Source organism: Streptomyces hawaiiensis, from assembly GCF_004803895.1.
GTDB classification, from domain to species: domain Bacteria; phylum Actinomycetota; class Actinomycetes; order Streptomycetales; family Streptomycetaceae; genus Streptomyces; species Streptomyces hawaiiensis.
The window spans coordinates 7,663,181-7,675,864 of record NZ_CP021978.1; the positions used below are offsets into that span (position 1 = coordinate 7,663,181).

13 protein-coding genes are annotated in these 12,684 nt (G+C 72.5%); 9 read left to right on the forward strand and 4 right to left on the reverse strand.

Annotated elements, in window-relative coordinates:
* Positions 1-84 precede the first annotated feature (84 nt).
* Entirely contained in the window at positions 85-2,361 is a 2,277-nt protein-coding gene (locus tag CEB94_RS34970; protein WP_175435955.1) for an ATP-binding cassette domain-containing protein, read from the reverse strand.
* Between the two features lie 10 nt (positions 2,362-2,371).
* On the reverse strand, positions 2,372-3,997 hold the full coding sequence (locus tag CEB94_RS34975) for an ABC-F family ATP-binding cassette domain-containing protein (RefSeq protein ID WP_175435956.1): 1,626 nt from the start codon (positions 3,995-3,997) through the stop codon (positions 2,372-2,374).
* A 306-nt stretch (positions 3,998-4,303) separates the two neighbouring features.
* On the opposite strand from CEB94_RS34975, the gene CEB94_RS34980 reads away from it, so the two are divergent.
* Positions 4,304-4,948, forward strand: coding sequence for a GOLPH3/VPS74 family protein (locus CEB94_RS34980; protein ID WP_175435957.1), 645 nt, complete (start codon positions 4,304-4,306; stop codon positions 4,946-4,948).
* A gap of 67 nt (positions 4,949-5,015) precedes the next feature.
* On the forward strand, positions 5,016-5,282 hold the full coding sequence (locus CEB94_RS34985) for a hypothetical protein (protein ID WP_425472519.1): 267 nt from the start codon (positions 5,016-5,018) through the stop codon (positions 5,280-5,282).
* A gap of 54 nt (positions 5,283-5,336) precedes the next feature.
* Here CEB94_RS34985 and ssgD read toward each other — a convergent pair whose 3' ends face one another.
* Positions 5,337-5,753 carry a spore wall synthesis regulator SsgD gene (ssgD, locus tag CEB94_RS34990; RefSeq protein WP_062930310.1) on the reverse strand — a complete coding sequence of 139 codons (417 nt, stop codon included), beginning with the start codon at positions 5,751-5,753 and terminating at the stop codon, positions 5,337-5,339.
* 257 nt (positions 5,754-6,010) lie between these two features.
* Here ssgD and CEB94_RS34995 point away from each other — a divergent pair, with 257 nt between their 5' ends.
* From CEB94_RS34995 to mmpA, 4 genes are all read left to right on the forward strand, one after another.
* On the forward strand, positions 6,011-7,105 hold the full coding sequence (locus tag CEB94_RS34995) for a WD40/YVTN/BNR-like repeat-containing protein (RefSeq protein WP_175435958.1): 1,095 nt from the start codon (positions 6,011-6,013) through the stop codon (positions 7,103-7,105).
* Between the two features lie 70 nt (positions 7,106-7,175).
* Positions 7,176-7,499 (forward strand): plasmid stabilization protein, encoded by a 324-nt coding sequence (locus CEB94_RS35000; RefSeq protein WP_102913972.1) that lies wholly within the window; start codon positions 7,176-7,178, stop codon positions 7,497-7,499.
* 75 nt (positions 7,500-7,574) lie between these two features.
* Entirely contained in the window at positions 7,575-8,267 is a 693-nt protein-coding gene (locus CEB94_RS35005) for an endonuclease V (RefSeq protein WP_175435959.1), read from the forward strand.
* Positions 8,268-8,390: 123 nt separating this feature from the next.
* A complete protein-coding gene (gene mmpA / locus CEB94_RS35010; protein WP_175435960.1) occupies positions 8,391-8,537 on the forward strand; it encodes a morphogenic membrane protein MmpA in 147 nt (48 codons plus the stop codon).
* Positions 8,538-8,541: 4 nt separating this feature from the next.
* Here mmpA and CEB94_RS35015 read toward each other — a convergent pair whose 3' ends face one another.
* Positions 8,542-9,720, reverse strand: coding sequence for a saccharopine dehydrogenase family protein (locus CEB94_RS35015; RefSeq protein WP_175435961.1), 1,179 nt, complete (start codon positions 9,718-9,720; stop codon positions 8,542-8,544).
* A 91-nt stretch (positions 9,721-9,811) separates the two neighbouring features.
* Between CEB94_RS35015 and CEB94_RS35020 the strand changes: the two genes are divergently transcribed.
* From CEB94_RS35020 to CEB94_RS35030, 3 genes are all read left to right on the forward strand, one after another.
* Positions 9,812-10,192: an MmcQ/YjbR family DNA-binding protein gene (locus CEB94_RS35020; protein ID WP_175435962.1), complete on the forward strand. Its 381-nt coding sequence runs from the start codon at positions 9,812-9,814 to the stop codon at positions 10,190-10,192.
* Between the two features lie 110 nt (positions 10,193-10,302).
* Positions 10,303-11,448, forward strand: a complete 1,146-nt coding sequence (locus tag CEB94_RS35025; RefSeq protein ID WP_175435963.1) for a CaiB/BaiF CoA transferase family protein — start codon at positions 10,303-10,305, stop codon at positions 11,446-11,448.
* A gap of 11 nt (positions 11,449-11,459) precedes the next feature.
* Entirely contained in the window at positions 11,460-12,674 is a 1,215-nt protein-coding gene (locus CEB94_RS35030) for an acetyl-CoA C-acetyltransferase (RefSeq protein WP_175435964.1), read from the forward strand.
* Positions 12,675-12,684 lie beyond the last annotated feature (10 nt).

The window sequence follows — 12,684 nt, forward strand, 5'->3', positions numbered from 1 at the left end:
CGCACGCCTGATCGGCCGACGGCGGGCCAAACCACCCCATCGGTTCAACCAGCGGACCGCGCTTTGACGTCGGCGTACCCCGGCTCACGGGCCCTGCCGCACCGCCCGCCGCAGATGCTCCCCGGTGAACGACCCCTTGGCCGCGATGAGTTGTCGCGGAGTCCCCTCGAAGACGATCTCGCCGCCGTCCCGGCCGCCGCCCGGGCCGAGGTCGATCACCCAGTCGGCCCGGGCGATCACGTCCAGGTTGTGCTCGACGACGACGACCGTGTTGCCGGTGTCGACCAGCCGGTCCAGCAGGGCGATGAGGCCCTCCACGTCCGCCATGTGCAGGCCGGTCGTCGGTTCGTCGAGCACGTAGACCGCGCCCGTCCGGTGCAGTCGCGTGGCCAGCTTGATCCGCTGCCGCTCACCGCCGGAGAGCGTGGAGAGGGGGCGCCCGAGGGTGAGGTATGTCAGTCCGACGTCCCGCAGGGCGCGCAGCCGGCGCCGTACGCCCGTGTCGTCGAAGAAGCCGAGTGCCTGCTCGGCCGTCATCTCCAGGACGTCCGCGATGGAACTGCCCCGCACGGTCAGCCGCAGCACCTCCTCCTTGAAGCGCCGCCCCTCGCAGTCGTGGCAGGTCGTCGTCACCGGGTCCATGAAGGCGAGGTCGGTGTAGATGATGCCCCGGCCCTCGCAGGTGCCGCAGGCGCCGCTGGAGTTGAAGCTGAAGAAGCCCGCCTCGGCTCCCGTCCCGCGGGCGAAGATCTTCCGGACCGTGTCCATGATCCCCAGATACGTCGCCGGGGTGGAGCGGCCCGAGATGCCGATCGACGACTGGTCGACGACCACGGCCTCCTCGTGCGCGGCGGTGAACTCCCCGACCAGGGTGCTCTTCCCGGACCCGGCGACCCCGGTCACCGCCGTGAGCACACCGGCCGGGAACCGTGCGCTCACGTCCCGCAGGTTGTGCCGGTCGGCGCCCTTGACCCACAGCTCGCCGGTGGGCCGGCGCACCTCGTCCTTGACCGCCGTACGGGTGCGCAGGCAGCGCCCGGTGAGCGTGCCGGACGCGGCCAGTTCCTCCGGCGTCCCCTCGAACACCACCGTGCCGCCCCCGGCACCGGCGCCCGGCCCCATGTCGACGACGTGGTCGGCCAGCGCGATCACATCCGGGTCGTGCTCGACGACCAGCACGGTGTTGCCCTTGTCGCGCAGCCGCAACAGCAGGTCGCCGAGGCGGCCCACGTCCCGCGGGTGCAGGCCGACGCTCGGCTCGTCGAAGATGTACGTCATGCCGGTCAGGCTGGAGCCGAGGTGCCGCACCGTCTTCAGCCGCTGCCCCTCCCCGCCGCTGAGCGTGGCCGTCTCCCGGTCGAGGCTGAGATAGCCGAGGCCGATCGCCTCGATGCGCTCCAGCGCGGCGACGGCGGCCGAGGCGACCGGCCCGGCCACCGGGTCGTCGATCTCCTTCAGTGCGGCGATCAGGTCGGTGACCTGCATACGGGTGCAGTCGGCGATCGACCGGCCGTTGATCCGGGTCGCGAGCGCCGCCGCGTTCAGACGTGCTCCACGGCAGTCCGGGCAGGTGCCCTCCACCGTGAACTCCCGGACCAGGTCCCTGGTCTTCCGGCTCATGGCCGACAGGTCCCGCTTCAGGTACAGCCGCTCGAAACGGACGGCCAGCCCCTCGTACTCGGTGGTCCAGGTGCCGCCGCTGCCGTTGACGGTGACCTTGCTGCCGGGCTGGCCGCGCATCAGGAACTCCCGCTCGGCTGCGGTGAAACGCCCCACCGGCTTGTGCGGGTCGAGGTCGGCGCTGTTCGTGTACGCCTGCCCCTGCCAGGTTCCGGCGGCGAACGGCGGGAAGCGCACCGCCCCGTCCGCGAGGGAGCGGTCCGGGTCCAGGATGCGGTCCCAGTCGGGCCGCACCGTCCGGCCGAGGCCGTCGCACCCGGGGCACATGCCCGACGGGTCGTTGAACGAGTACGCCGTCGCCGGCCCGGCGCTCGGGGTGCCGTGCCGGGAGAACAGCACCCGGATCACCGAATAGACGTCGGTCATGGTGCCGACCGTCGACCGGGAGTGGCCGCCGACCTGCCGCTGGTCGACGACGATCGCCGGGGTGAGGTGCTCCAGGCCGTCCGCGTGCGGACGCTCGAACTTGGGCAGCCGGTTGCGGACGAACCAGGGATACGTCTCGTTCAGCTGGCGCTGCGACTCCACCGCGATCGTGTCGAAGACGACGGACGACTTCCCCGACCCCGAAACGCCGGTGAACACGGTCAGCCGGCCTTTCGGGATGCGCAGGGTGACGTCCTTGAGGTTGTTCTCGCGTGCTCCGGTCAGGGTGATGGCATCGTCCGTGAAGTCGGTCATGCCACCGACGCTAGAAGGAAAACCCGACAGCCTCTGGCGTGATTTCCTTCAGCTCTCCTTCCTCCAGCAGCAGCCAGCGCGTGATGCCGATCGACTCCAGGAACGGCAGGTCGTGACTGGCCACGACGAGCGCTCCCTCGTACGACTCCAGGGCCGTGGTGAGCTGCCGGACGCTCGCCATGTCGAGGTTGTTGGTCGGCTCGTCCAGCATGAGCAGCTGCGGCGCGGGTTCCGCCAGCATCAGCGCCGCCAGCGCGGCCCGGAAGCGTTCACCGCCGGACAGCGTCGCCGCCTTCTGGTCGGCGCGGGCGCCCCGGAACAGGAAGCGCGCCAGCCGCGCCCGGACCCGGTTGTTGGTGGCGCCCGGCGCGAACCGGGCCACGTTCTCGGCGACGGACAGCTCCCCGTCGAGGACGTCGAGCCGCTGCGGCAGGAACCGCAGCGGGACGTGCGCCCGCACCTCGCCCGACTCCGGGGCGAGCTCGCCGGTGATCGTCCGCAGCAGCGTGGTCTTGCCCGCGCCGTTGCGCCCGATCAACGCGACCCGCTCCGGCCCGCGCAGCTCGAAGCCGCCCTCCACCCGGGCGCCGTACGGGAGCCCCAGATCCTGGAGGGTGAGGACGGTACGCCCCGGCGGCACGGCCGTGTACGGCAGGTCGACGCGGATCTCGTCGTCGTCCCGTACGGCCTCCACCGCCTCGTCGAGCCGCTCCCTGGCCTCGGCGAGCTTCTCCTCGTGCATGATGCGGTGCTTGCCCGCGGACTCCTGCGCCGCGCGCTTGCGCGCACCCATGACGATCTTCGGCTCGCGCTTCTGGTCCCACATCTTCTGCCCGTACCGCTTGCGGCGGGCCAGCTTGACCTGGGCGTCGGCCAGTTCACGCTTCTGCTTGCGGAAGTCGGACTCGGCGACGCGCACCATGCGCTCGGCCGCCTCCTGTTCGATCTCCAGGGCCTCCTCGTAGTCGGAGTAGTTGCCGCCGTACCAGGTGATCGTGCCGGAGCGCAGATCGGCGATCTGGTCGACGAGGTCCAGCAGTTCACGGTCGTGGCTGACGACGACCATCACGCCCGGCCAGGACTGGACGGCCGTGTACAGCCGCCTGCGGGCGTACAGGTCGAGGTTGTTGGTCGGCTCGTCCAGCAGCAGCACGTCGGGACGGCGCAGCAGCAGGGCGGCCAGGCGCAGCAGGACGGACTCGCCCCCGGACACCTCGCCGACGGTGCGGTCCAGCTCGACGTGCCCGAGCCCGAGTTCGCCGAGGGTGGCGAGGGCGCGTTCCTCCACGTCCCAGTCGTCGCCGACGGTCTCGAAGTGCGTCTCGGAGACGTCGCCGGCCTCGATGGCGTGCAGGGCGGCGCGCTGTCCGGCGATGCCGAGGGCCTCGTCGACGCGCAGGGTGGTGTCGAGCGTGACGTTCTGCGGGAGGTAGCCGACCTCGCCGGCCACGCGGACGGTGCCGTCGGCCGGTGCGAGTTCACCGGCGATCAGCTTCAACAGGGTTGATTTCCCCGACCCGTTGACACCGACCAGGCCGGTCCGGCCGGGGCCGAACGCGACGTCCAGGCCCTCGAAGACGGGGCTGCCGTCGGGCCAGGTGAACGCAAGGGACGTAACGGTGATGGAAGTAGACATGGGGGCCTCACTCGCGGTTGCTCGAAGCGGTCAGGGGCAAACGCGTGTCGAGACACCTGCGACCAGGGGGGAGGCTCCATGGGCACGTCACGGACGTGAAAAAAGCCCAGCACCAGGAGAACGGCTCGAACGCCGAGGTCGCACGCAGCGCACACCGGACGGGTGTGACGCGGTGTCTCAGGACCTCAGACGAGCAACGTCCTTCTCCAATCGGCGGCAACAGGGACGTCATACACCGTACGAATGCGCTCTGAGGCTGTCAACGGATTAACGTGCGACTCGATCTATTCGCCCCGAGGAGGCCCCGTGCCCAATGGCCCGCTCTCGCTGCCGGCCCGGCTCTGCCTGCTGGCCTGGGACGCCGCGCGACCGGCGGCCGGCGGCACCGCCCACCGGCCCGGCCCGGTGCGGGCCGGTGCCCTCGTCGAGCTGGCCCGGCGCGGCCTGCTCACCGACGAGGACGGCATCGCCACACCGGTCGACCTGGATGCGAGCACGGGTGACGCGGTCCTCGACGGGCTGCTCGAACTCATCCGCGAGTCGTGCCCGCACCCGTGGCGGACATGGGTGACGCTGCGGGCGCGGGTGACCTTCGACGCGGTGCGGGAGCAGCTGGTGGCCGAGGGGTATCTGCGGGCGGAGAAGCGACGGGTCCTCGGCGTGTTCCCGTCCGTGGAGTACGCGCTGGAGCGTGTGGCTGTCGTGGAGGCGCTGCGGGAGGAGACACGGCAGGTTCTCCGCGGGCCGCTGCCGGTCGCCGAGATCTCCGAGCGGGAGGCGGCGGTCGCCGCCCTCGCCGCCGCGGCCGGCCTCCTCGGCGCAACCACTCGCGCACAGCGCGCCGCGGACCTGACCGAACGGGCCGGAACGGCGACGCCCGGGCTGGGCGGCATCGTGCGCGAGGTGACCGGGGCGGTGACGGCGGGGGCCGCGGTGGCGCCCTCGCCGTGACGCACCGCAAGGCGGGCGGCGTTGCGTCAACGCCCGGATCGACACCTTCCTGAGCGGTGCCGGGGGAGTGGGCCTCACCGTGGAGCGGGCCGCCGCCATCCGCGCCGCCGCCGGGAGCTTCGTCCCCGGGGCCGTCGACCCGGGGACCGTGAAGGAACTCGTGGGCGGCGTCGACGGGCCGCTGAACGTCATGGCCGGCCCCGGCGCACCCCCGGTCGCCGAACCGGCCGCCTGGCCGTCGCCCGCGTCAGCTCGGGCATCGCCCAGGCCGCCCCCGCCCTGGTCCGCCGGGCCGCCCGGGAGCTGCTGGACCGGCGGACCTGCGGGGCGCTGACGGACGCGCTCGGCCACGGCGAGGTCAACGTCTTCCTGAAGCGGTCCCGTCAGCTCAGCACGCGTCCCGCATCAGCTCGGCGAGACCGTCGTCCAGATCCAGCTGGAGGTGCTCCAGCCCGACCGGCACGAGTTCGCTCGTGGCCTCGAGGAACCGGCGGATCTCGCTCGAGCGGACGTGGACCACGGCGGTGCCCTCGGGGGCGTGGAACTCCAGCACGGTGCGGTCGTAGCCGTAGGGCCGCACGCGCACGTCGCCGTGCCCCTCGGCGTTCTTCTGGCCCGCGGCGAGCAGCTCGCGGGAGAAGGTCCAGCAGACCTCGACGCCCTCCAGCGTGGCCGGGGCGGGGAAGGTCATGCGGACGGCGAAGGGGTCACGCCGGTCGTAGTGCAGCGTCGCGGGAATGCTCGGCATACGCGGCGCGGCGGCGACGAGGCGGGCCTCCACAGGCTGCTCGATGACGATGGACAACGCCTTGCTCCCTTGTGACGGCTGGACGGACACGTCCGGGCGGATGAGGCCGGGCATGGGAAGAGACGACGGAATCAGCCAATCCGTGCACACGAAGTGCGAGTGACCTCTGTCACCGCGTTCATGCACCAGAGTGACGTGGCTCTCCTCGTGTGCCCCGCAGGGCGGATGTGGCGCCCACCGGCACACCCGGAGCGCGGGAGAGGCCGTCTGGACGCCACCCGGGGGGTCGGCTAGCTTCCCCCGCCATGAGGCGCATGGGGATCACGCGACGGACGGGAAGAACACGCAGTAGGGCGACCGCGTTGGCGGCCTGCGCGGCGGCACTGGCAGCCCTGACCGCCCTACCGGCACAGGCGCACGAACCGGAGCGCCGGCTGCCGCACTGGGAACTCAAGGACACCGGCACCCCGGAGGCACGGGTGCGGGGTCTCGCCGCCGTCAGCCGGAACACCGCCTGGGCCGCGGGGACCGGCGGCACCGTGCTGCGCACCACGGACGGCGGGGCGAGCTGGCGGAACGTCTCGCCGCCCGGCGCGGGGGAGTTGCAGTTCCGGGACGTCGAGGCGTTCGACGCGCGCCGGGCCGTGGTCCTGGCCATCGGCGAGGGCGAGGCGTCCCGGGTCTACCGCACCGACGACGGCGGAGCGACCTGGACGGAGTCCTTCCGCAACACCGACCCCCGGGCGTTCTACGACTGCATGGCCTTCTTCGACCACCGCCGCGGACTCGCGATGAGCGACCCGGTGAACGGGAAGTTCCGCATCCTGTCGACCGGCGACGGCGGCCGGACCTGGCAGGTGCTGCCGGATCAGGGCATGCCGGCCGCGCAGGAGGGCGAGGCCGGATTCGCGGCGAGCGGCCAGTGCCTGGTGACGTCCGGGCCGAAGGACGTCTGGCTCGCCACCGGCGGGGCCGCACGCGCGCGTGTGCTGCACTCCGCCGACCGCGGACGCACCTGGACGGCCACCGACACGCCCCTCCCGGCGGGCGATCCGGCCCGCGGCGTCTTCGCGCTCGCCTTCCGCGACCGCACCCACGGCCTCGCCGTAGGCGGCGACTTCCGCACCGACCAGCCCTCACCGCAGGCCGCCGCGCGCACCTCCGACGGCGGCCGCACCTGGCGCCCCGCCGCCCCGCCCCCGCTCGCCTACCGCTCCGGCGTCGCCTGGCTCCCGCACAGCCGCACCGCCGCCCTCGCCGTCGGCCCCACCGGCACCGACCTCACCACGGACGCCGGCCGCACCTGGCGGACCGTCGACACGGGCTCCTACGACACCGTCGACTGCGCCCCGGACCACGGGTGCTGGGCCGCCGGTGAGAAGGGCCGGGTTGCCCGCCTGGAGCACTGAGCATGCGGGGTGCCCTGATCGTTGGCAGGGTGGGTACTCGTTCACTGATCGTGAAAGGAAGTGAGCGAGAATGCCACGCGGTTCGAGCTCCAAGCGGGAGCGCCAGTACGAGCACATCAAGGACAGTGCGCAGGACCGGGGCGAGAGCACCGGCCGCGCCAAGGAGATCGCCGCCCGGACGGTGAACAAGGAACGCGCCCGCTCCGGCGAGTCGAAGACGGCCAGCCGCACCTCCACCAAGGACATGTCGTCCGGCAAGCGCGGCGGCCAGCGGTCGGGGCAGGGCTCCCAGGGGCCCACCTACGACCAGCTCTACCAGGAGGCCAAGCGCAAGGGCGTCGAGGGCCGTTCCAGCATGAACAAGAGCCAGCTGCAGCGCGCGCTGGGCAAGTGAGGCGCGAGCCTCCCGAGGCCGGCAGGACTCCCCGGTCCTGCCGGCCTTCGCGCGGCCCGTAGGCTCGGGGCCACCATGACGACCGTACGCATCCCCGAAGACTGGCCCACGGCCGAGGAACAGGCCCGCGCCGTCCAGGACGAACTGCGCGAGCGAGTGATCCTCGACCAACCGGGGCCGCCGCCCGGAACGGGCCATGTGACCGGGGTCGACGTCGCGTACGACGACGAGCACGACGTCGTCGCGGCGGCAGCGGTCGTGCTGGACGCGTCGAGTCTCGAGGTCGTCGCCGAGGCCACGGCCGTGGGCCGGGTCTCCTTCCCCTACGTGCCCGGACTGCTCGCCTTCCGCGAGATCCCCACGGTCCTCGCCGCCCTCGACGCCCTGCCCTGCCCTCCCGGCCTCGTCGTCTGCGACGGCTACGGCCTCGCCCATCCCCGCCGCTTCGGCCTCGCCAGCCACCTCGGCGTCCTGACCGGCCTGCCCACGATCGGCGTCGCCAAGAACCCCTTCGCCTTCACCTACGACGAACCGGACACCCCGCGCGGCAGCACCTCCGCGCTGCTCGCCGGCTCCGAGGAGGTCGGCCGGGCCCTGCGCACCCGGGACGCCGTCAAGCCGGTCTTCGTCTCGGTCGGCCACCGCACGACGCTGGACAGCGCCTGCGCGCACACCCTCGCGCTGACCCCCGCCTACCGCCTTCCCGAGACCACGCGCAGGGCGGACGCGCTGTGCCGGAAGGCGTTGCGCGAGACCGGATCGGCCTGACCGACGGCGCGACACGACCCGGGTACGGGTTCCGAGTACCGGTTCCGCGTACCGATTCTGAGTACCGGTTCTGAGTACCCGTACGGATGTCCGCCCGCACCCCGCGTCGGCAGGCTGGGGCGCATGACAACGCACCGCGCTCCCAAGCCTGTCGCCGACCCGACCCAGACCGTCGAGCGGGCGGTCACCATAGGCCTGATCCTCGCCGTGCTGGCCGGGCTCAGCTGGATCGCCGGGATGATCTACACCATCGCCGAGTGGCCGGGGTAGGACTTCAGCGGGCCGACGCGACGCGGAAGCGGATGCCCGCCGCGCGCAACCGGTCGATCAGCGCGTCGCCCATCGCCACCGCGGTGGTGACCTGACCCGCCGTCTGCGGAAGGTCGTCGAGGGCCAGGCACAGCGCCGACTCGGCGAACATCTTGGCCGTCTCGTCGTAGCCGGGATCGCCGCCCGAGACCTCCGTGTACACCCGCTTGCCGCCGCCTTCGCCCACGAAGCGCACCGAGAACCAGCTCCTCGCCCGCTTCTCCGGGCTCGGCCCCTCCCCCGGCTTGAGCCGGTCCGACAACCAGCGCCGCGCGGACGGCACCTGGGCCGCCGCGACCAGCGCGCCGACCGCCGCGACCCCGCCCACGGCGACCGGCAGATGCCGGACGGCCGCGTACTGCCGGTAGCGGAAGTCGGGCCCGTACCGGTCGAGGGCCGACGCCGAGCGCCGCACGATCTGCGGGTCGATGGTCGGCATCGGCAGCGCCCACGCGCCGACCTCCTTGGCGAACCGGGGCGCACCGAGCGGCGCCGACGCCCGCCGGCCCACCAGCCGCGGCTCGTGCCGCCGCCGGTCCCGCACGGCCGCCGCCATCTCCCGCTGCCGCGCGAACTGGTTGAGCGCGGAGGCGAAGGTCCCGCCCGAGAACGCCCCGTCGGCGGTCACGAAGCCCTCGATGCTCAGCGGCACGTCCTCCGGCAGCTGTTGCACGGTGAAGTACACGCCCAGGTCGTGCGGGATCGAGTCGAACCCTGCGGCGTGCACCAGCCGCGCCCCGGTCTCCCGCGCCCGTGCGTCGTGCCGGACGTACGTCAGATCCACGAACTCCGGCTCGCCACAGAGGTCCAGGTAGTCGGTCCCGGCGTCCGCGCATGCGGCGACGAGCTCCTCGCCGTAACTCACGTACGGGCCGACGGTCGTGGCCACCACGCGCGCGTGCCCGGCGAGGTCGCGCAGCGAGGCCGGGTCGCAGACGTCCGCCCGCTCCACCCCCACCTCGGTGTCGGCGGGCAGCCGCTCCCGCAGCCGCTCCAGCTTCTCGGCGTTGCGGCCCGCGATCGCCCAGCGCAGCCCCTCGGGCGCATGGGCGGCCAGATACTCCGCGGTGAGCGCCCCGGCGAAACTGGTCGCTCCGAAGAGCACGATGTCGTACGGACGGTCCGTCCTGTTTTGCCTGCTCATGACACCCCTCGGTCGTGCAGCCCGTGCCGCTGTCGGTGGCCGAGGCTAGCGTGAGGAGTGCGGAGCCCGACGACGAGCCCGGAGGACGACGATGGCCGTGCCCAGGAATGCCCTGAAGAAGTGGGAGAAAGTGCGCGCGTTCGCACTGGGGCTGCCGGACGCCGTCGAGGAGTTCCCCTGGGGTGAGTCCGTCGCGAAGGTCAACAAGAAGGTGTTCGTCTTCCTCGGTGTCGAGGACGGCAGTTACCCCCTGGGGGTGACGGTGAAGCTGAAGGACGAGACGGCGCACGCGCACGCGCTGGCCTGCCCCGGTGCCGAACCCGCCGGATACGGCCTGGGCAAGGCGGGCTGGGTGAGCATCCCCCTGGAGCAGCAGGGCGCCCCGGCCGCGGAAGTGCTCTGCGACTGGGTGGAGGAGAGCTACCGCGTGATCGCCCCGAAGCGGCTGATAGTGGAGTTGGACGGGAGCTGACCTCGTTCGGCAGATTGCTAAGCGCTTGCTCGTTCAGGTCTTGTGCCGAGTGGAACACGTTCTTAGCATCACTGGTGTTACATCAAATGTGTCACAGCACTGGGGGCTGGATGACCACGGCAGGGACGTCAGGACACGGCCCGCTCACCGGCGTGCGCGTGGTCGAGCTGGCGGGTATCGGGCCCGGCCCGTTCGCCGCCATGCTCCTGGCCGACCTCGGGGCCGACGTCGTGCGCGTGGACCGCCCCGGCGGCCCCGGACTCGCGATCGACCCGGCCTACGACGTCACCAACCGCAACAAGCGCTCGGTGGTCGTCGACCTGAAGGCCCCGGACGGCCCGGACCGGGTGCTCGACCTCGCGGCCCGCGCCGACATCCTGCTCGAGGGCAACCGTCCCGGCGTCGCCGAGCGCCTCGGCGTGGGTCCCGAGCCCTGCCACGCCCGCAACCCGTCTCTCGTCTACGGCCGGATGACCGGCTGGGGCCAGGACGGCCCGCTCGCGCGGCGCGCCGGGCATGACATCGCCTACATCGCCCCCACCGGCACCCTCGGCATGATCGGCCGCCCGGACGAACCGCCAGCGGTTCCGGCCAACCTGCTCGGCGACTACGCGGGCGGCTCCCTGTACCTCGTCGTCGGCGTCCTCGCCGCCCTCCACCACGCCCGCGCGACCGGCACCGGCCAGGTCGTGGACGCCGCCATCGTCGACGGCACCGCCCACCTCGCCACGATGATCCACGGCATGCTCGCCGCCGGCGGCTGGCAGGACCGCCGCGGCGCCAACCTCCTGGACGGCGGCTGCCCCTACTACGGCACCTACGAGACGGCCGACGGCCGGTACATGGCCGTCGGCGCGCTGGAGCCGCAGTTCTACGAGGAGTTCCTCGCCCTCCTCGGCCTCGGCGACCGGACCGGGGCCCGCAAGGACATCGCCCGCTGGGACGAACTGCGCGAAGAAGTCGCCGCCCGCTTCAAGAGCCGTACCAGGGACGAGTGGACGGCCGTCTTCGACGGCTCCGACGCGTGCGTGGCGCCCGTGCTGTCGCTGCGCGAGGCCCCGCACCACCCGCACCTGGCCGCCCGCGGCACCTTCACCGACCACGGCGGCATCACCCAGCCCGCCCCGGCCCCCCGCTTCTGCGCGACCCCGACCTCCGTCCGCACCGGCCCGGCCCGGCCGGGCGCCGACACGGCGGACGTCGCCCGGGACTGGGACGTCCCCGGGCTCCTCCCGTCGTCCAAAAACCCTCAGTGAAAGGCCCCCTCGTGAGCACCGAAGCGTACGTCTACGACGCGATCCGCACCCCGCGCGGCCGCGGCAAGGCCAACGGCGCCCTGCACGGCACCAAGCCCATCGACCTGGTCGTCGGACTCATCCACGAGATCCGCGCCCGGTTCCCGGACCTCGACCCGGCCGCCGTCGACGACATCGTCCTCGGCGTCGTCGGCCCGGTCGGCGACCAGGGCTCCGACATCGCCCGGATCGCCGCCATCGCCGCGGGCCTGCCCGACACGGTCGCCGGTGTGCAGGAGAACCGCTTTTGTGCCTCGGGCCTGGAGGCCGTCAACCTGGCCGCCGCCAAGGTGCGTTCCGGCTGGGAGGACCTCGTCCTCGCGGGCGGTGTCGAATCGATGTCCCGGGTGCCGATGGCCTCCGACGGCGGCGCCTGGTTCAACGACCCCATGACCAACCTGGACGTCAACTTCGTACCGCAGGGCATCGGCGCCGACCTCATCGCCACCATCGAGGGCTTCTCCCGGCGCGACGTCGACGAGTACGCGGCGCTCTCCCAGGAGCGGGCCGCCACCGCGATGAAGGACGGCCGCTTCGAGAGGTCGGTCGTCCCGGTCAAGGACCGCAGCGGTCTCGTCGTCCTCGACCACGACGAGTTCCCCCGCCCCGGCACCACCGCCGACTCCCTCGCGGGGCTCAAGCCGTCCTTCGCGGACATCGGCGAACTCGGCGGCTTCGACGCGGTGGCCCTCCAGCAGTACCACTGGGTGGAGAAGATCGACCACGTTCACCACGCGGGCAACTCCTCCGGCATCGTGGACGGCGCCTCGCTCGTCGCGATCGGCTCCAAGGAGGTCGGCGAGCGCTACGGCCTCACGCCCCGCGCTCGGATCGTCTCCGCCGCCGTCTCCGGCTCCGAGCCGACCATCATGCTCACCGGCCCCGCCCCGGCCACCCGCAAGGCCCTCGCCAAGGCCGGGCTCACCATCGACGACATCGACCTCGTCGAGATCAACGAGGCGTTCGCCGCGGTCGTGCTGCGCTTCGTCAAGGACATGGGCCTGTCCCTGGACAAGGTCAACGTCAACGGCGGCGCGATCGCGCTCGGCCACCCCCTCGGCGCCACCGGCGCGATGATCCTCGGCACCCTCGTCGACGAACTCGAGCGCCAGGACAAGCGCTACGGCCTCGCCACGCTGTGCGTCGGCGGCGGCATGGGCGTCGCCACGATCGTCGAGCGCATCTGACCCCCTCCCG

Bases quoted from the DNA above. Each gene is read 5' to 3' on its own strand.
- CEB94_RS35000 (WP_102913972.1), top strand. From the start codon at position 7,176: ATGCCACGCGGTTCGAGCTCCAAGCGGGAGCGCCAGTACGAGCACATC.
- CEB94_RS35025 (WP_175435963.1), top strand. From the start codon at position 10,303: ATGACCACGGCAGGGACGTCAGGACACGGCCCGCTCACCGGCGTGCGC.
- CEB94_RS35020 (WP_175435962.1), top strand. From the start codon at position 9,812: ATGGCCGTGCCCAGGAATGCCCTGAAGAAGTGGGAGAAAGTGCGCGCG.
- CEB94_RS35005 (WP_175435959.1), top strand. From the start codon at position 7,575: ATGACGACCGTACGCATCCCCGAAGACTGGCCCACGGCCGAGGAACAG.
- CEB94_RS34995 (WP_175435958.1), top strand. From the start codon at position 6,011: ATGGGGATCACGCGACGGACGGGAAGAACACGCAGTAGGGCGACCGCG.
- mmpA (WP_175435960.1), top strand. From the start codon at position 8,391: ATGACAACGCACCGCGCTCCCAAGCCTGTCGCCGACCCGACCCAGACC.
- CEB94_RS34970 (WP_175435955.1), bottom strand. From the start codon at position 2,361: ATGACCGACTTCACGGACGATGCCATCACCCTGACCGGAGCACGCGAG.
- CEB94_RS34975 (WP_175435956.1), bottom strand. From the start codon at position 3,997: ATGTCTACTTCCATCACCGTTACGTCCCTTGCGTTCACCTGGCCCGAC.
- CEB94_RS35015 (WP_175435961.1), bottom strand. From the start codon at position 9,720: ATGAGCAGGCAAAACAGGACGGACCGTCCGTACGACATCGTGCTCTTC.